Source organism: Planococcus maritimus, assembly GCF_001687625.2.
In the GTDB taxonomy this organism is placed as follows: Bacteria; Bacillota; Bacilli; order Bacillales_A; family Planococcaceae; genus Planococcus; species Planococcus maritimus.
Map to the genome: position 1 here is coordinate 2844753 of NZ_CP016538.2, position 16876 is coordinate 2861628.

Below are 16876 nucleotides of genomic sequence, written 5' to 3' on the forward strand. Positions count from 1 at the left end.
CCTTATCGTTTATCCAGTTTTTTGGCTGTAAAGTCGCCGGCTTGTTGAATCAATTGAACGAGCACGATCAAGATGACCACTGTCACAACCATGATTGTATTGTCATATCGGTAATAACCGAAACGGATGGCCAAATCGCCGATACCGCCGCCGCCGACTACGCCCGCCATCGCTGAATAGGCGATTAGGCTGATGACCGTCAGCGTAACGCCTTGGATCAGGCTCGCTTTTGCTTCCGGTAAGAGTACGTCTTTAATGATCATCCACGGCGTGGCACCGACGGCGATCGCCGCTTCGATGACGCCTTTATCGATATCCCGAAGCGCCGTTTCCACAATGCGTGCGAAAAACGGAATCGCTGCAACCGATAAGGAAACGCTCGCTGCAATCGGCCCGATCGTTGTACCCGTGATCAATTGCGTCAATGGAATGAGCGCTACCAGCAAAATGATGAAAGGGATCGAGCGGACGATATTGACGATAAACCCGATGACCGAATTGACCGGCCGGTTTTCCCAGAACAAGCCCCGGTCTGTGATGAATAGCAAGATGCCAAGAGGCAAGCCGATGATCAATGCCACGGCCAATGAAATGCCGATCATGATCAGGGTCTGATAAAACGCTACTTGGATCTCCGGCCACAAATCAATAATTCTTTCCCATTCAATCCCCATGCTTCATCACCTCCGCAATTGCATTGCGTTGTTCTAGATACCTAATTGCCTCGCCTACTTGCGCTTGGCCGCCTTTCAGTTCCATGACAAAAATTCCAAGCGGCAGCTCCTGTATGTATTCAATCGCACCGTGCAGGAAATTGCCTTTGACCGGATAGCTTTGCAGCATGTCCGAAATAATCCCTTCCCCGGCGACTTCACCTTTGAACAATACTTTGACAATCGTGCCGTCGCAGCGTGCAAGAATTTCTTCCGGCACATTAAATGACACGACGCTCGAGATAAATTCTTTTGTCAAAGCCGTTTTCGGATCGGCGAAGATATCGTAGACGCGCCCTTCTTCGATGACGCGCCCTCCTTGCATGACCGCCATACGGTCGCAAATTTCCTTGACGACGTTCATTTCATGGGTGATCAGCACAATCGTGATATTGAGCTTGCGATTGATGTCTTTCAATAAACGCAAAATCGATAAGGTCGTGTTCGGGTCAAGTGCAGAAGTCGCTTCATCGCATAACAGCACGGCCGGTTCATTGGCGAGTGCTCGGGCGATGCCGACACGCTGCTTTTGCCCGCCGCTCAGCTGTGCGGGATAGACATCGCGTTTATCCGACAAGCCGACCATTTCCAGCAGCTCATCGACGCGCGTGCCGATTTTCTTGCTCGGCGTGCCCGCTGCGCGCAGGGCGAAGGAAATGTTTTCCGCAACTGTTTTTTGGCTGATTAGATAAAAGTGCTGGAAAATCATGCCGATTTTCAGGCGCGCTTTGCGCAATCCGTCACCGCTCAGCTTCGTTAAATCCTGCCCATCAACTCTCACCGTCCCGGATGTCGGGCGTTCGAGCAAATTGATGCAGCGAATCAGCGAGCTCTTGCCCGCTCCCGAATAGCCGACAATGCCGAAAATCTCCCCGGTCTTCACTTCTAAGCTGACATCGTCCACGCCATTGACCGTACCGTGCTTGGTTTGATAAGTTTTGCTCAATTGTTCGATTTGAATCATGCTGTCCACTCCCCCAGGCAAATAAAAAATGTCTCTTTTTTTATCAAAAAGAGACATCGAAAATGAAAATTCCGACTTATCTTTCAGAATGGCATCCATTCTGCAGGAATTGGCACCTTCCCATTATATGGGGGTTGCCGGACGTCATAGGGCCTTACCCTCGGTCTCTCTTGATAAGCGTGCGTATTTGGTTGTTTTCCATACTACCTGCACGGGGACAGTATTGTCAATGCGATTTTTCAAACTTTTTGTATAACTCGACGCGCCGGTCATCGAATACCGGGATACGGCCCCGTACTTCGTCGACTTCTAACAGGTCGATTTCAGTGTAGCCGATGCCTTCGTCTTGCCCCATGTCCATCCGCACTTCCCCCCACGGTGCAATGACCATCGAATGGCCGCCGAACTCATTTTTCGGGTCACTGCCGATGCGGTTTACGGCGATGATGAAGCATTGGTTTTCGATCGCTCGCGCCTGCAGCAGAATACGCCAATGGTCGATTCGCGCTGCCGGCCATTCAGCTGGCACGAAAATTGCCTTCGCCCCGTTCAGCGCTTGTGCGCGCAACCATTCCGGGAAACGGATGTCGTAACAGATGACGCCGCCATAGGTTTCGCCATCCAACTTGAATGTGCCGAGCGATCCGCCTTCTTCGAGATGGATATGTTCATCCATCAAGCCAAAGCGATGCGCTTTATCGTATTCCGAGACGAGTTCTCCAGTCGAATCGGCTACATACATCGTGTTGTAAAAACCGCCGTCTTTCTTAGTCGAAACCGAACCCCCGACGATATGGACGTCCCGTTCTTTCGCAAATTGCTGCAACAATTTCATGGTTCGGCCATCACGGTCCGCAAGCTCCTCAAGCTGTGTCAATGCGTATCCCGTGTTCCACATTTCAGGCAACACGATGATTTCCGCCCCGTTTTCTGCGGCTTCTTCCAAATAATCTTTCACACGTTGAAAATTCGTTTCCGGGTCGCCAAACGCGATATTCATCTGCACACAAGCGATTTTCATGTTCTCTCCCCCTGTAGACAGTTTAGATTAAACTCTATAAGATTTGATGTAGATGTGCAATTATTTAGAAAACAAGGAGGATTCCATGGACTTTTCAAATCGCTTACACAATCTTCCAGATCAATTTTTCGCTACGCTCGTTGCGAAAGCTTCAAAAGCGATCGAAGAAGGGCGCGACGTCATCAATCTGGGCCAGGGAAATCCTGACCAGCCGACACCGCCGCATATCGTCAAGGCTATGCAAACAGCAGTAGCCGATCCGAAAACACACCGTTACTCACCATTTCGCGGGCTTGGTACATTACGAAAAGCCGCTGCCGATTTTTATAAACGGGAATACGGCGTCGACATCGATCCGGATTTGGAAGTCGCTATTCTTTCCGGCACAAAAATCGGCTTTGTCGAATTGCCGATTGCCCTTCTGAACCCTGGCGACTCTCTCTTACTGCCCGATCCAGGCTATCCGGATTATTTATCTGGCGCACCGCTTGCTGATATCACACTTGATTTGATGAAGCTCGAGCAGGCCAATAGCTATCTGCCCAACTATAACGATGTGTCAGAGTCGGTCCGAGAGCGCGCCAAACTGCTGTATTTGAACTACCCAAACAACCCGACCGGTGCTACTGCCGATCAGGCTTTTTTTGACGAGACCATTGAGTTCGCCAAACAGAACGACATTGCCGTCGTGCATGACTTTGCCTACGGGGGTATCGGTTTTGAAGGCCAAAAACCGGTGAGCTTCTTACAATCTGAAGGAGCCAAAGATGTCGGCATTGAAATGTACACCTTATCGAAAACCTATAATATGGCAGGCTGGCGCATCGGCTTTGCAGTCGGTAATTCCAAGATGATCGAGGCCTTGAATACAGTCCAGGATCATTTGTTTGCAGGCATCTTCCCGGCGGTTCAGCTCGCCGCAGCCGAAGCCCTAACTGCAAGCCAGCAATGTGTCGATGAGCTGGTTGAACTGTACGAAAACAGGCGCCGCGTACTGATGGATGAATGCCGCCGGATCGGCTGGGATGTCGAGGCACCTAAAGGCTCGTTCTTCGCCTGGCTGCCGGTCCCTGAAGGCTTCACAAGCATCGCATTTTCCGATTACCTGCTCGACAAAGCGGACATCGCCGTGGCGGCAGGAAGCGGCTTTGGCTCTGCAGGCGAAGGCTTTGTCCGCGTCGGCTTGCTGGTGGACGAACAGCGCATCAAAGAAGCGATCCAGCGCATCGAGAAACTGGGCATTTTCACTAAGTAAGCAAAATAAAAAAGAAGGCGCAATGCCTTCTTTTTTTTATTTTGTATTAACTACCATTTCCATATCCCAATACAAATCAGAACTGAAGCGGTCGTCTTGATGCACTTGGGCAGCCATTACATTGTCGCCGTCTTTCAAATGGCTTAGAACTTCTTCATCCAAGTAAATGCGCTCAATCCGGTCTTCGCTTACAAGATCTTCGTCACTCACTTCTTGCTGATAATCCTCAAAGCCAAATTCGCCTGTCTCCGGCATATTAAAACGTAGAATTTCTGCTCCGTTCAAATACAAGATGACCGCATCGTCGACACTGAACTCCACGTATCCCAAATCGCCGATTGCTTCCACATCTTCGACTTCAAAATTTGTTCTGAAATAGGTCAGAGCAATTTTGTCGATTTCATCCCCTCCGTAGCCGATAAGCGTTTTGACAGTACCGAATTCCGGCCGTTCTTCATCTTTCGGATAACCGAGCGGGCCCGCTCCTTGTGCCCATTTGCTATCATCGTAATCCACTTCAAGCCAAGCTCTTTTCTGGTCGCTGCCATCGTCCAAATAACGCCACTCGCTAGCCGCTTCGAGCAACTCAATTTCTTCATGTTCGACCAAGTCGACTTGAATCGTGTTGCTTTCAAATATTCGTTCGCCATCGTTTACTTCTGCATAAATTTCGATTTCCCCCGGAGCCCCATTTTCTGCTGACAGGATTTTCCCGTCCTTTATTTCGATGGCTTTACTGCTTGTGTGGTATGTGACCGACTCAGGTGAAATATCGTATTGCCCGCCTTCGACATTTTGTCCCGAAAGCTTGAGTTCCGCTTGTGGGTAAAAGGAATTCTCTTCTGTGGCAAGTACGGTGCTACTCGCTTCGAGTTCTACTTTCTCGAGCGCAGGCACAATCGTTTCGATGGACGGGTCTTTAATGATCTCGTATTCGTCGACCCGTTTTTCCGTGTCTGTCCGGTACGTTTCAAAGCGCAAACGCGTCGGCTCGACTTGGATCGTCATATACGTCGGCACCCCCCATTGTTCGCGCACTGCCGAATACGGTTCGCGTTCGGGCTGCATGCCGTAGAATTTACTGCCGCTCGCCGTGTTTCCGGTGAGATAGACCGTACCTTCGGGATTGACCGGCGCATCGCCATCCATCATATGATTTCTCAAGGGCTGGAAATTTTCCATTTGATAGGTCCTCACATAAGAATGGTCATGCCCCATCAAAACCGCGTCAAATCCGAGTTTATCAATCGTCGGGACGAGCTGGTCTCGCAAATTCAGCACCATTTCGCTTTGGGAATGGGCAGCGGCGCTATAAATCGAATGATGGAAGACGAGTATCTTCCATTTCCAGTCTCTGCCGGCGGTCGCTTCAGCCGTTTCCTCCATGAATTGAACATGTTCTTCCAGATTCAGGCTATTGGAATTCAAATTCATGAACAAGGTATCCCCGTAGGAAAAATAATAATCGCCACCGGAGTTGTCATAATTGCCGAGTTCCCAGTTTTCATTCGGGACATTGAAATGATAGGCGTAATGGTAAGTATCGTCATGGTTGCCAATGGTGGTCGCCGCTGGATAATTGCGCAGTGGTTCCGGCGCGAAATATGCCGCGTATTCTTTTTCGGAATAGCGGGCATCGACTTGGTCGCCAGCAGACAGGATAAAGCTCGACTCCGGGCTGCGCGCGATTGCTTGTTGCAAAGTTTTTTCCCAGCCACGTTGATCTTCTGCAATATCGCCAGATGCCCCGATTTGCGGATCGGCGATCATCAGGAATTCATAGGAAGAGGGGTCCTGGGTTTTGAAATGAAAAGCTTGCGTCCAATTGCCGCGGCCGTCCCCCAGACGATACAAATAGTCCGTTTCGTTTTCGAGCCCGGCAATCACCGCTTCATGGGCGGAATAGCCGTAGGTGGCATTTTTCAATGCGGCATCGATGGTCATTGCAACGTGTTCTGGGAATTCTTCACTACCAGGGGATGCTTTCGCGTATTGCACTTGGCCCGCCTGTGCGGTACTCGGTGCATACCAGGAAAAGTTCATCTCCGATTCATCGCTGCCGGGCGCGAACGCGATATGCGAGGCCGGATATGCATCCTCTTCTTCACTAGTGATGCCCCGGTCCATGAATAACAGCGAACTGGAAAGATGCATTTGAAACGCATTGCGCTGCCCTTCCATTAAATTCGCGGCCGCGATGTCAAAAGTGCTTGCTGCTGCTTGTCCTTCTCCCAAGTGAAGGGCCGCGCCGCCCGCAATTGCCGCGATGAGCAAATACTGTCCTGTCTTGCGCCATATTGCCTCCATTTCCCCACCCCTTTATCAATCGCTCTTTTTTCAAATATTCAGTAATTTAATTTTATCATAATTCTATTGAACTAAAAAGAAATAAAATATGATTATTTGGAACTATTTAGGCGTTCTTTTGACACCTATAACCTTCCCGTGCACAGGAAAATCCATGATTACGGGCAAATAAAAAAGCTTCTTCCACAGAGCGCATGCCCCATAGAAAAAGCTTTACTTGTAGCCAGTTGGCTCATTCGACAAACCCAAAATCCCTAAAAGGCGCAAAGCGAAATTTCACTTCACCGACCACGTCTTGTTTGCGGATAAACCCAAGAACGCGGGAATCCGTGCTATTGCCGCGATTATCCCCTAAGACATAGTAGCAGTCCGGGGGCACGGAAAACTCACTGGCCAATTGAGAGTCTGCCAACCTGTCCTTCGCGCCTTGATCCAAGTACGGCTCATCCAGCAGTTTACCATTCAGGATAATCTCTCCACCCGACATCAGGATATGGTCGCCCGGAATGCCGATGACACGCTTGATAAAACGGCTGCCATCAGGCGCGATGAATACGATCGTATCGAAGTTGGCGATCGTGGTCGCTTTGCTCAACACCAATTTATCGTTTTCGTAATAACTTGGCTGCATCGACCCGCCTTCGACGATGACGGGCTCGAACAGGAATTGCCGGACGCCAAGAATGATGAATGCCGTCAACAGCAGCACTTTCATCCATAACAGCATTTCTTTGACTGGATCTTCGTTCAAGGTCTCTCCCCCGCCTCGCTTTTTCTTTAGTTTACTATAGCGCTTCCCGCCTTGCACTCGGAGATTTCTTGCTCGATAATGAAATATGCGAGTTGAATGAATTATCAGACACGCAATTTTGAACTTAATCCAAAAGGAGTGGGATAGATGAAGACCTTACCTGCACAAGATGTCATTTACGCGTTTTCCAACAAACATGAACCGAGCCTGCGGGCAGCAGCCGGTGATACAGTAAAGATCGACACATTCGATTGTTTCAAGAACCAAATCCAATCGGCCAGCCAAGAAGTCGCTGGCATCGATTGGGACCAAGTAAACCCAGCTACAGGGCCGATCTTCGTTGAAGGCGCCGAGGTCGGCGATGTCTTGAAAGTGGAGATCAAAGACCTTGAAATCGGTGAACAGGGCGTCATGGTCACAGGGCCGGACCTCGGTGTGATGGGCCACCGGATGGAAGCAATGGAATCGAAAATCATCCCCATACAAAATGGCAAGGCCGTCTTCAACGACCGGCTGCAGCTGCCGCTGAATCCCATGATCGGCGTTATCGGTGTCGCACCGGAAGGCGAGCCCGTCTCCTGCGGCACCCCTGGGTCGCATGGCGGCAATATGGATACGAAGCTGATCACAAAAGGCGCAACGCTTTATTTTCCTGTAGCGGTTAAAGGCGCATTGTTTGCACTCGGTGATTTCCATGCCGCGATGGGCGACGGGGAAATCAGTGTTTCCGGCATTGAAGTGCCCGGCAGCGCTACCGTCCAATTCGATGTCATCAAAGGCAGCCACCTGAAGCATCCATTGCTCGAAAACGAAGAGGGCCTGGCGTTTCTCGTATCGGCGATGACTTTAGACGAAGCTGTCTCTACTGCAGTGGAAGAGATGATCGATCTATTGCTCTCCCAATCCAATTTATCCGTCAGCGAAATGACCATGCTCATGAGCGCTGCCGGTGAAGCACAGATCAGTCAAGTGGTCGATCCCCTTGTGACGGCCAGATTTTTTGTTCCTCGCCATGTACTAGAAGGCTTGAACTTCCATTTATTTGCTTAATATAGGAAATTCAAGGGGATATGAGCTTGTTTATAGGTCTGAATCGTCAGACTTTTGAGCGCCGAAAGATTTTATGTTACACTCAAGAAAAAATGTAGGTGATTAGAATGGTAGGAAGAAATGATCCGTGTCCATGTGGCAGCGGAAAGAAATATAAGAAATGTCACGGGAAACAACAGACAGTTTCCATCAACGATTTGGTGAACGAAGAGCTGTTCCAAGTCAGACAGCAGTTCTTCTCGGAAAACCCAAACCGTGACCAGCTAACGGATTTCCGCGAGCTCCAACAAGATTGGCAGCCGCGCTTAATGAAATCGATGGCCGAAAACGATGCACAGGCTTTTGTCATCGAAAACTTCTTGTTCATGCAAAAACCGGAACTATGGCAAAACTTCCTGTCTAAGCAAATCGAACAAACGCAGCGCCCAACAACGAAAGAAGTGTTGGAGCAATGGCCAAACTTCCGTGTCTTCCTCGGCCAATTGGTTTCAGGCGATACAGAAAAAGCCGAGTTGAAAGATGCCTTTACTGGCGAAACTTACGTCATGGCGGACCAGCCGCCGACAGATATGGAAGAAAACCAAGGGCTTCTTGCGATTCTTTTGCCGGATGCACGCGCTGGTGAACAAGGCATCTTGTTCTTGAACGGCTATTTGACGATTGTCGGCAAATTTGCACCGTTCTTTGAACAGTTGCAAAAACGCATCGAAGAAAAAGGCGCTTCTGCGAACGAAGACTATCTTCGCGAGCATTACCTGGAAGTGGTCGAGCATATCGTCCAATATTCAACAGGTGCTGTCGAAGAAAGCATCGAGCTTTCTCCGGAACACCAATCGGTTATGGATGAATTAAAAAAACACATTGATGCAGCGGATTTCGATGAAGAAACCGTGACGAATGTAACAAGTATCCTCAACAGCTACCTGGTCAGCCAGCAGCCGACCGTCCAGAAACCAGAGGCACTTGTTGCCGGCTACTGGCGCTTCTTGCAAGACCACGAATTGATTCAAGGGCCAATGCTTTCTGCTAAAGACTTGAGCGAAAAATTCGGCGTCTCGTCTAGCACGATCCTAAAACGCTCTAAAGAATTCGGTTCTTATTTTGAAGAATTGTTAGCTAAAAAATAATTGAGAACAGCACCGGGTTATTCCGGTGCTTTTTTTAATCTCCTTTTCTTCTTCTGAAGGTAATCAAGATATACATCAGAATGCCAGAAACCGCGAAAAATAAATACACACGCCAAAACGAACCCGTTAACCAATCTATTGAGGCAAAGTTAAACCAATTGTTCAAGACTGTCACTAAAAACAAGGCAGTGCTTAAGAAAAACAGCGTCATGCCTAAAAAACGGAAAAAATTTAGAACGCCCTCCATCTTTTTCATTCCTCCTCACTTCTCTTATTCCTTATTCCCGAATTTGCTTTATTTGAACAACAAGCGTACAGACAGGGTTTACCTAATGCCGTTGGATGTTGTCTTCGTATGAAACTATCCACATAATCTGGTTTTACGTCCAATATTCGAGGGAAAGCCCTTAATAAGTACGAAAAAACGGTAGTTATGCACAATAATTAACAAAATTCCGTGGGTTATGTGGGTAAATATCTAAATTTACAGTCGATTTCTAATGAAAATGGACTTATCCACATGTTGATAAGAAAATCTTATCTTTCCGCATTCGAAAGGAGAAATAGCCGCATGTTTGATATGAGTTGGGACAGTTTTATCCGGATTGTCACAGTAGGCGTTCTGGCGTATATTGGTTTACTGGCGTTTTTAAGAACTTCAGGAAAACGGACTTTAACGAAACTTAACGCCTTCGACCTCGTTGTCACCGTCGCACTTGGCTCCACCTTGGCGACGATTCTTCTCGACAGCAAACTAAGCTTATGGGAAGGCCTTACTGCGTTTGCCGTCTTGATTGCTTTGCAGTATTTGATCACTTTCACGGCAGTACGTTCGAAAAGCTTCAATAAGCTGATCAAATCAGAACCACGGCTGTTGTTTTCAGAAGGTGAATTCTTGAAACAGGCCATGCGCGATGAACGCATCAAGGATATTGAAATCATGCAGGCGGTGCGCAATTCAGGAGAAGGCGACCTGCAAAATATCAAAGCCGTCATCCTTGAAACTGATGGCAGCATGTCGGTCATTACGAACCAACCAGGCAGTGCGCTTGCCAATGTCAAAGAGAACGTAAAAAAGGATCCCTTGTAGGATCCTTTTTTATCTAGGTGTTTTTGCGCGTTGTTTGCGGTGTTCCCGGCGCGCTGGCGCTGATTCGAAAAACAGCTTCTCGCCTGCCGTCTCCGGATAGACAGCGGGCACCGGTGTTGGCTTCCCGTCATCGCCGATCGCGACCAAAGTCAAAAACGATTCGGTCGTCAATCGTTCTTCTCCGGTTTCTAAGTTCTTCGATTTAACGCGCACATACACTTCCATCGAAGTTCTGCCGGTTGAAGTAACATTCGCCTCCAACTCCAGGACGTCACCCACTTTGGCAGACGACAAAAAGTCCACCGAGTCGATCGATGCTGTTACCACAATGTGGCGGCTCGCATGCTTCATTGCCGAAATTCCGGCAATTTCATCGATATAGGCAAGCACTTTTCCGCCGAAAATCGATTCCATGTGATTCGTATCTGGCGGCAACACCAGCTTTGTCTGTATCGTGCGTGATTCACGCATCGGTCTCGCTTCCATACATACTCCTCCTTATCTTCATTACGGCTATTCCCGTTGCAGAAAAAATTCAATCCGAAACAAGTTTACACTATTTAAAAAACAAAAACCGGCATATCGCCTTATGGTAAAGTGGAAAAAAGGAGGAATTGCACCGATGTCTGATCTTTTTCAAATTCTAAATACCCCCGATTTCCAATCCAAAGATTCATTGAAGCAACAACTACTCGAACTGGGAATTGCAGCCGGTGACCATTTAATCGTCCATTCTTCGTTAAAGTCGATCGGCTGGGTTGCCGGAGGCGCTCAGGCAGTCGTTGAAGCATTGATGGAAATCCTTACTCCTGAAGGGACACTAGTCATGCCTTCACAGTCTGCCGATAATTCTGACCCAAGTTATTGGATGGCACCGCCGATCCCCGAGAATTGGCATCAGCCGACGCGCGATCATATGCCGGCATACGACCCTGCCCTGACGAATATGCGTGGCATGGGCAAAATACCAGAATGCCTCCATCGCCACCCGGCAACCATCCGCAGCCCTCATCCAAGTCATTCATTTATCGCCTGGGGGCGGTTTGCCGCTGAATGGATGGCGGAACAGCCGCTCGAAGATTCGTTTGGCAAGACATCGCCACTTGGAAAAATGATGGAGCACCCAGTCAAAATCTTGTTGATCGGCACGGGATTCGATTCGTGCACGGCGCTTCATTACGCGGAATTCATTCAACCGGCTCCTAGCCGTTCGCCACAGGGCGCAGCGATGTACATTAACGGCGTTCGGCACTGGGCCACCTATGATTGCATCGATATGGATTCAGACCGCTTTCCTGGAATCGCTAAGGACTTTCCAGGTATTATCGCCAAAGGAGTCCTGGGGCAAGCCGAAACCCAGCTCACCGACATGCGCCCGCTCGTGGAATTTGCTTCGGCCTGGCTCCAACGAAACCCCGCGCCCCGCGAACAAGAAAACTAAACAGAACAGGCTGAAACGGCAGATCATCTGCCGTCTCAGCCTGTTTTTTTCAGCATGCGCCTGGTTAGCACATTCAAGTGATGATTTCCGAAAGTAACGCTTCCAACCGCTCATTGTCTTTATTAAAAGAATCCACAAACGCATTGATGATATGAGCGGGTTCTTCCATCTTCGTCCAATCCAGCCGGTAGCCGGCATTCAAGGCGAGCTGGCGGGCAAATTCTCGTACTGCCCGACCGTTGCCTTCACGAAAAGGATGGAGTGCGTTCAATTCCGCTAAATAATGGGCGAGGCGCTGGATAAAAACATCTTTGCTCAAACCCTTCAAATAAGCCTCTTCAGCCAATTCATCGAAAAGCTGCTTTAACTGGCCAGCTAAGTGTTTAGGATGGGCGAACGTCGAACTGCCTTTTGACGTCATTTCCTCGCGCAGCTTGCCGGCGAACGGATAGACATCCTGCAGCAAGCAGTGATGGATAGCCAAGAACACTTTAAGATCGGAGGGGTCTTGCGGCTTTTTTAATTGCAGTTCCGACAAGCGATAAAGCGCATAGACTGTCTCTAATTCCTTTAGCTTGTCCTCGTCCCGGAGATCGAACGCATTTACCAGCACGTCTGTTCCAGGGTAACAGTACATGGACGCATGTTGATATTTAGACATCGAAACGTGCTTTGATGGCCTGGTGGAATTGAGCTTCCGTGCGTTCTCCAGTCAAGACAGAACGGACAAAATTCCGGTCTTCATGGGTCACATCAAACCCTTCCGTTACAAGAGAGTGTGCGGCACAGGAAATCGCGTGATTTGCTTGTTCATGGGATACCCGGTTGGCTAAATTCGTCACATGGATGACCACCTTTCATTCTGCTATTATACCATTTTAAGGCCTGTGTTTCCACGATTGCCCCTCTTTTGAAGCTGTTGCATCAGCACTGAAGATGCTTTTTCGCACTCTTGCTTTCCGTTTTTTTAACAGCTGATACATTTAAAAATCCCGGATGCCATGCATCCGGGATTTCTGTAAATTAATTTTGCAGCTCTTTGGATTCTTCTGCTGTGAAAACACGAGATCGAGTCAAGAAACGCTTGCCTTCTGCGCCTTCAAGAGAAAACATCCCGCCACGCCCCGGCACCACATCAATAATCAGTTGCGTGTGGCTCCAGTATTCAAATTGACTTTTGTGCATATAAAACTCGCTGTCGCCAATGATCCCCATCAAGACGTCCTGATCGCCAACCATTAAATCTCCTTTTGGGTAGCACATCGGCGAACTGCCATCGCAGCAGCCTCCCGATTGATGAAACATCAATGGGCCGTGCTTTTCCTGCAAAGCGTCGATCAACTCTAAGGCGGCGTCTGTGGCGATTACCCGTTCTGTCATGGCTAGCCCTTCTTTCTGATCAGAAGAACCCAAGCTTGTCTTCGCTGTAGCTGACGAGCATGTTCTTCGTGTTCTGGTAATGGCTGAGCATCATCAAATGGTTTTCACGGCCGAAACCGGACATTTTGTAGCCGCCGAATGCTGCGTGGGCCGGATACTGGTGGTAGCAGTTTGTCCAGACACGCCCTGCTTGGATGCCGCGCCCGAAACGGTAAGCTGTGTTCGTATCGCGCGTCCAGATGCCCGCACCTAAGCCGTATAACGTGTCGTTGGCAATTTCCATCGCTTCTTCTTTGGTTTTGAATGTCGCAACTGCAAGTACTGGCCCGAAAATTTCTTCCTGGAAAATACGCATGTTGTTATCGCCTTTGAAGACTGTTGGCTGGATATAGAAACCTTCTGAGAGATCGCCTTCTAAGTGGTTGCGGTCGCCTCCTGCCAAGACTTCTGCCCCTTCTTGCTTACCGATTTCCAAGTAAGATTGGATTTTCTCCAATTGTTCCGTCGATGCCTGGGCGCCCATCATCGTAGCTGGGTCAAGCGGATTACCGGTCTTGATTTCTTCTACGCGTTTGATGGCGCGCTTCATAAATTCTTCGTAAATGTCTTCCTGGATCAAAGCACGCGATGGACATGTACAAACTTCGCCTTGGTTCAAAGCAAACATGACGAATCCTTCCACCGCTTTATCAAGGAAGGCATCATCCTGGTCCATGACGTCCTTGAAGAAAATATTCGGCGATTTTCCGCCGAGCTCGAGTGTCACCGGAATCAAGTTTTGCGACGCATACTGCATGATCATGCGGCCAGTCGTCGTTTCACCTGTAAAGGCGATTTTGCTGATGCGCGGGCTAGAAGCAAGCGGTTTACCCGTTTCGATCCCGAATCCGTTGACGATATTGAGAACGCCTGGCGGCAGCAAGTCGCCAATCAATTCAGCCCATACGAGAATGCTTACAGGTGTTTGTTCAGCTGGCTTGATGACGACACAGTTTCCAGCTGCTAGCGCTGGAGCGAGTTTCCAAACCGCCATAAGCAGCGGGAAATTCCAAGGAATAATTTGGCCGACAACACCCAGCGGCTCATGAAAATGGTAAGCGACCGTATCATTGTCAATTTGGCTAATGCCGCCTTCTTGTGCACGGATAGCTCCTGCGAAATAGCGGAAATGATCAATCGCAAGCGGCAAATCGGCATTCAATGTTTCACGGACCGCTTTTCCGTTATCCCAAGTTTCTGCCACTGCCAGCATCTCCAGATTCGCTTCCATGCGGTCAGCGATTTTCAACAGAATATTGCCACGTTCAGTCGTGGAGGTTTTTCCCCATGCCTCTTTTGCAGCGTGCGCCGCATCCAAAGCCGATTCGACATCCTCTGCGCTTGAACGCGCCACTTTTGTAAACACTTTGCCGTTTACAGGCGACAAATTCTCAAAATACTGGCCATTTTTAGGCGCTTGCCACGTGCCATTTATAAAATTATCATATTGCTCTTTAAAGTTTACTTTTGCACCGTCTGTGTTTGGAACTGCATATACCATCCTAGATCTCCCCTTTGTTTGGTTTAGCCCCAATATGTATCCGCTTTCAAGAATCATTAAGCGCATCCTTCGCGTCGGGGCTCGCCTCTTTATATTGTCAAATAAATCGGAAGATTGCAACTGTTATCCTACAAATTTTTTTCTTATGAGGGACATCTGGAGTATAATGAGACCAGACAGTGGAAATATACAACCGAAAGGATTTTTTTATGCGAATCAATAAATTCCTCAGCGAAACAGGCATCACATCCCGTCGTGGAGCCGATAAGTTTATCGATGCCGGACGCGTCGAAATCAACGGCCAAAAAGCGGAGCTCGGCAGTAAAGTTGAACCGGACGACGAAGTGCGGGTTGACGGCAAACTGGTCCAGCAACCGGAGCGCGCATACGTGTATTTAGCGCTCAACAAACCGGTCGGCATTACCAGTACGACAGAACGCCATATCGAAGGCAATATTGTCGACTTTATCAACCATCCTGAACGCATCTTCCATATAGGACGCCTAGATAAAGATTCAGAAGGACTCATCCTGATGACCAATGACGGCGATATTGTCAATGAGATCCTGCGGGCCGAGCACGAACACGAAAAAGAATACATCGTGACGGTCGACAAGCCGGTCACGGACGATTTTTTGAAACACATGGCAAGCGGCGTTGAGATTCTCGACACGACCACATTGCCAGCAAAAGCTGAGCGCGTCGCCAAACACGTATTCAAATTGACGCTTCAACAAGGACTTAACCGCCAAATCCGCCGAATGTGTTCTGCGCTTGGCTACGAGGTAAAGCGCCTGCAACGCATCCGCATCATGAATATCCGACTCGGCAATATGAAAGCGGGCGAATGGCGCGACCTGACACAAGAAGAAAAGCAGGAACTGTTCCGGCAACTGGATTACCAACCGAAACGCTAAGGAGGCATTTTATGTTGAGCATGAAAACGACGCCGAACCATACAGGCGTCAAAATCAGCGGCGATTATTTCGATTTGGATGAACTGAACCAAGCCATCTATCAAGTAATCGGCAAAGAAGGCGAGTACCATGGCTATGAAGGATCGCGCTTGCGGATACTGGGCGTCTCTTATGAAATTCGCCATGCTGCTCAAGGCGACCGCAATGTCGAATCCGTCTTTAACGGTTTGCACGAACATACGAAAAAACAGCACGGCTTTATCGCACCTGACAAAAATATTTATTTTTCGGCGGAAGTATTATGGCCGGAACTGTTGTATGCAGCCTATGCCCTTCGTGATTTTGTCCGGCTTTATGCAGACAAGCGCGGCGATTTGTTGGCTGATACCCATGCGCCTGTGATCGCTAAATTCCAGGCGCTCATCCTTGAATGCCTGCAAGGCCATGTCCCCAACGAAGAATATGCAGCCATTTTAGAAGCGTTCCGTAAATCGCCTTCAGTCAATGATTACGCCATCCAATATGTGGACCTGTTAAATCTGAAGTATATCGATATGACTAAACAGCAGCGCGAAAAAAGCCTGTCGACTATTGCTATGAAATTGGCGCTTCAAGACCCCGAGTACCAAGCCTTCCGCAAGCAAGTCATCGATGCGGCAACTCCCGGGAAGCTGCCTATCCACGAAATTGGCATACAAGCTGAATACCCCGAGCAAGTGGAATGGTAAAAAAACCTCTCGAGCAATTGCTCGAGAGATTTTTATCTACCGTCGTGGTTTGGCTGGCTCAGAAACCTTTTCAAGTGCCGTTTCCGCTTCACCGGGCGTCTTGCCCCTAACGGCGATATCACCGAGCGAGACAATGCCGACGACTTGCTCTTTATGGACAATCGGCAAGCGTCGGATTTGGTGTCTGGCCATTAACGACGCCGCTTCCTCAACCAACATCTCTTCTGTCCCAGTAATCAAGGTTTCCGAAAAAATTTCCGAAATGGGCGCATCCGTCTCAAGCTCTTCCGCAATGCCCCTCAGGACGATGTCACGGTCTGTGACGATGCCGATAATCTTCCCTTCTTCACAAATCGGAATCGAACCGACATTAATCTCGCGCATCTTGGCCGCTATGTCCTGGATTGTTACGTTCGGCGGACAAGTTTCTACATCCGTTGTCATTATCTCCGCTATCTTCATGCCGTCTCCTCCTCGAATTCTTTCTATTAATAGTCTTTATCCTCTTTTAGAAGCTGAAAACGTCTTTTGTAAAAAGAATAGGTATTTTCGACCTTTTGATTTACCTGTCCATCAACTCTCGAGGGTTTTG

General features: G+C 48.7%; 19 protein-coding genes and 1 riboswitch. Of the genes, 7 read left to right on the forward strand and 12 right to left on the reverse strand.

Going from position 1 to position 16876, the window contains the following annotated elements; all coding sequences use genetic code 11:
• Nucleotides 1-2 precede the first annotated feature (2 nt).
• The 3 genes from BBI11_RS14115 to BBI11_RS14125 form a co-directional block, all read right to left on the reverse strand.
• Nucleotides 3-674, reverse strand: coding sequence for a methionine ABC transporter permease (locus BBI11_RS14115; RefSeq protein ID WP_068464807.1), 672 nt, complete (start codon nt 672-674; stop codon nt 3-5).
• Nucleotides 664-1677 (reverse strand): methionine ABC transporter ATP-binding protein, encoded by a 1014-nt coding sequence (locus tag BBI11_RS14120; protein ID WP_068465807.1) that lies wholly within the window; start codon nt 1675-1677, stop codon nt 664-666. Before BBI11_RS14120 ends, BBI11_RS14115 begins: the two co-directional genes overlap by 11 nt.
• Nucleotides 1678-1750: 73 nt before the next feature.
• Nucleotides 1751-1857, reverse strand: a riboswitch (SAM riboswitch).
• A 46-nt stretch (nt 1858-1903) separates the two neighbouring features.
• Nucleotides 1904-2698, reverse strand: a complete 795-nt coding sequence (locus tag BBI11_RS14125; protein ID WP_068464810.1) for a carbon-nitrogen family hydrolase — start codon at nt 2696-2698, stop codon at nt 1904-1906.
• 85 nt (nt 2699-2783) lie between these two features.
• Between BBI11_RS14125 and BBI11_RS14130 the strand changes: the two genes are divergently transcribed.
• Nucleotides 2784-3953, forward strand: coding sequence for a pyridoxal phosphate-dependent aminotransferase (locus BBI11_RS14130; RefSeq protein ID WP_068464812.1), 1170 nt, complete (start codon nt 2784-2786; stop codon nt 3951-3953).
• A 36-nt stretch (nt 3954-3989) separates the two neighbouring features.
• Here the strand turns inward: BBI11_RS14130 and BBI11_RS14135 are convergent, their stop codons facing one another.
• Together BBI11_RS14135 and lepB are read right to left on the reverse strand one after the other, a co-directional pair.
• Nucleotides 3990-6260 (reverse strand): purple acid phosphatase family protein, encoded by a 2271-nt coding sequence (locus BBI11_RS14135; RefSeq protein ID WP_068464815.1) that lies wholly within the window; start codon nt 6258-6260, stop codon nt 3990-3992.
• 232 nt (nt 6261-6492) lie between these two features.
• Complete coding sequence (gene lepB, locus BBI11_RS14140) at nt 6493-7011, reverse strand: signal peptidase I (RefSeq protein ID WP_156889079.1); 519 nt, start codon at nt 7009-7011, stop codon at nt 6493-6495.
• 147 nt (nt 7012-7158) lie between these two features.
• Between lepB and BBI11_RS14145 the strand changes: the two genes are divergently transcribed.
• Both BBI11_RS14145 and BBI11_RS14150 read left to right on the forward strand, forming a co-directional pair.
• Nucleotides 7159-8061 (forward strand): acetamidase/formamidase family protein, encoded by a 903-nt coding sequence (locus tag BBI11_RS14145; RefSeq protein WP_068464818.1) that lies wholly within the window; start codon nt 7159-7161, stop codon nt 8059-8061.
• A 107-nt stretch (nt 8062-8168) separates the two neighbouring features.
• On the forward strand, nt 8169-9188 hold the full coding sequence (locus BBI11_RS14150) for an SEC-C metal-binding domain-containing protein (protein ID WP_068464824.1): 1020 nt from the start codon (nt 8169-8171) through the stop codon (nt 9186-9188).
• Between the two features lie 34 nt (nt 9189-9222).
• Here BBI11_RS14150 and BBI11_RS14155 read toward each other — a convergent pair whose 3' ends face one another.
• Nucleotides 9223-9444: a hypothetical protein gene (locus BBI11_RS14155; protein WP_156889080.1), complete on the reverse strand. Its 222-nt coding sequence runs from the start codon at nt 9442-9444 to the stop codon at nt 9223-9225.
• A 315-nt stretch (nt 9445-9759) separates the two neighbouring features.
• Here BBI11_RS14155 and BBI11_RS14160 point away from each other — a divergent pair, with 315 nt between their 5' ends.
• The gene (locus tag BBI11_RS14160; protein WP_068464830.1) at nt 9760-10278 is read left to right on the forward strand and encodes a DUF421 domain-containing protein; all 519 of its coding nucleotides are present in this window, start codon (nt 9760-9762) and stop codon (nt 10276-10278) included.
• Between the two features lie 9 nt (nt 10279-10287).
• Here BBI11_RS14160 and BBI11_RS14165 read toward each other — a convergent pair whose 3' ends face one another.
• On the reverse strand, nt 10288-10764 hold the full coding sequence (locus BBI11_RS14165; RefSeq protein ID WP_068464833.1) for an acyl-CoA thioesterase: 477 nt from the start codon (nt 10762-10764) through the stop codon (nt 10288-10290).
• 136 nt (nt 10765-10900) lie between these two features.
• Between BBI11_RS14165 and BBI11_RS14170 the strand changes: the two genes are divergently transcribed.
• Nucleotides 10901-11719 (forward strand): AAC(3) family N-acetyltransferase, encoded by an 819-nt coding sequence (locus BBI11_RS14170; protein WP_068464837.1) that lies wholly within the window; start codon nt 10901-10903, stop codon nt 11717-11719.
• Between the two features lie 73 nt (nt 11720-11792).
• Here BBI11_RS14170 and BBI11_RS14175 read toward each other — a convergent pair whose 3' ends face one another.
• From BBI11_RS14175 to adh, 4 genes are all read right to left on the reverse strand, one after another.
• The gene (locus tag BBI11_RS14175) at nt 11793-12380 is read right to left on the reverse strand and encodes a Fic/DOC family protein (protein WP_068464840.1); all 588 of its coding nucleotides are present in this window, start codon (nt 12378-12380) and stop codon (nt 11793-11795) included.
• On the reverse strand, nt 12373-12561 hold the full coding sequence (locus BBI11_RS14180) for a hypothetical protein (protein ID WP_058382723.1): 189 nt from the start codon (nt 12559-12561) through the stop codon (nt 12373-12375). The genes BBI11_RS14175 and BBI11_RS14180 overlap by 8 nt, the downstream gene beginning before the upstream one ends.
• 181 nt (nt 12562-12742) lie before the next feature.
• Nucleotides 12743-13099: a DUF779 domain-containing protein gene (locus BBI11_RS14185; protein WP_068464842.1), complete on the reverse strand. Its 357-nt coding sequence runs from the start codon at nt 13097-13099 to the stop codon at nt 12743-12745.
• A 19-nt stretch (nt 13100-13118) separates the two neighbouring features.
• The gene (gene adh, locus BBI11_RS14190) at nt 13119-14639 is read right to left on the reverse strand and encodes an aldehyde dehydrogenase (protein ID WP_068464844.1); all 1521 of its coding nucleotides are present in this window, start codon (nt 14637-14639) and stop codon (nt 13119-13121) included.
• A gap of 209 nt (nt 14640-14848) precedes the next feature.
• On the opposite strand from adh, the gene rluF reads away from it, so the two are divergent.
• Both rluF and BBI11_RS14200 read left to right on the forward strand, forming a co-directional pair.
• Nucleotides 14849-15556 (forward strand): 23S rRNA pseudouridine(2604) synthase RluF, encoded by a 708-nt coding sequence (rluF, locus tag BBI11_RS14195; protein ID WP_068465812.1) that lies wholly within the window; start codon nt 14849-14851, stop codon nt 15554-15556.
• 11 nt (nt 15557-15567) lie between these two features.
• A complete protein-coding gene (locus tag BBI11_RS14200; RefSeq protein ID WP_068464847.1) occupies nt 15568-16284 on the forward strand; it encodes a DUF6904 family protein in 717 nt (238 codons plus the stop codon).
• Nucleotides 16285-16320: 36 nt separating this feature from the next.
• On the opposite strand, the gene BBI11_RS14205 is transcribed toward BBI11_RS14200, so the two are convergent.
• Complete coding sequence (locus tag BBI11_RS14205; RefSeq protein WP_068464850.1) at nt 16321-16746, reverse strand: CBS domain-containing protein; 426 nt, start codon at nt 16744-16746, stop codon at nt 16321-16323.
• Between the last annotated feature and the right edge of the window lie 130 nt (nt 16747-16876).

Coding starts and splice junctions, on each gene's coding strand:
- BBI11_RS14115 (WP_068464807.1), bottom strand. CDS start 674: ATGGGGATTGAATGGGAAAGAATTATTGATTTGTGGCCGGAGATCCAA.
- BBI11_RS14120 (WP_068465807.1), bottom strand. CDS start 1,677: ATGATTCAAATCGAACAATTGAGCAAAACTTATCAAACCAAGCACGGT.
- BBI11_RS14125 (WP_068464810.1), bottom strand. CDS start 2,698: ATGAAAATCGCTTGTGTGCAGATGAATATCGCGTTTGGCGACCCGGAA.
- BBI11_RS14130 (WP_068464812.1), top strand. CDS start 2,784: ATGGACTTTTCAAATCGCTTACACAATCTTCCAGATCAATTTTTCGCT.
- BBI11_RS14135 (WP_068464815.1), bottom strand. CDS start 6,260: ATGGAGGCAATATGGCGCAAGACAGGACAGTATTTGCTCATCGCGGCA.
- BBI11_RS14145 (WP_068464818.1), top strand. CDS start 7,159: ATGAAGACCTTACCTGCACAAGATGTCATTTACGCGTTTTCCAACAAA.
- BBI11_RS14150 (WP_068464824.1), top strand. CDS start 8,169: ATGGTAGGAAGAAATGATCCGTGTCCATGTGGCAGCGGAAAGAAATAT.
- BBI11_RS14155 (WP_156889080.1), bottom strand. CDS start 9,444: ATGAAAAAGATGGAGGGCGTTCTAAATTTTTTCCGTTTTTTAGGCATG.
- BBI11_RS14160 (WP_068464830.1), top strand. CDS start 9,760: ATGTTTGATATGAGTTGGGACAGTTTTATCCGGATTGTCACAGTAGGC.
- BBI11_RS14165 (WP_068464833.1), bottom strand. CDS start 10,764: ATGGAAGCGAGACCGATGCGTGAATCACGCACGATACAGACAAAGCTG.
- BBI11_RS14170 (WP_068464837.1), top strand. CDS start 10,901: ATGTCTGATCTTTTTCAAATTCTAAATACCCCCGATTTCCAATCCAAA.
- BBI11_RS14175 (WP_068464840.1), bottom strand. CDS start 12,380: ATGTCTAAATATCAACATGCGTCCATGTACTGTTACCCTGGAACAGAC.
- BBI11_RS14185 (WP_068464842.1), bottom strand. CDS start 13,099: ATGACAGAACGGGTAATCGCCACAGACGCCGCCTTAGAGTTGATCGAC.
- adh (WP_068464844.1), bottom strand. CDS start 14,639: ATGGTATATGCAGTTCCAAACACAGACGGTGCAAAAGTAAACTTTAAA.
- rluF (WP_068465812.1), top strand. CDS start 14,849: ATGCGAATCAATAAATTCCTCAGCGAAACAGGCATCACATCCCGTCGT.
- BBI11_RS14200 (WP_068464847.1), top strand. CDS start 15,568: ATGTTGAGCATGAAAACGACGCCGAACCATACAGGCGTCAAAATCAGC.
- BBI11_RS14205 (WP_068464850.1), bottom strand. CDS start 16,746: ATGAAGATAGCGGAGATAATGACAACGGATGTAGAAACTTGTCCGCCG.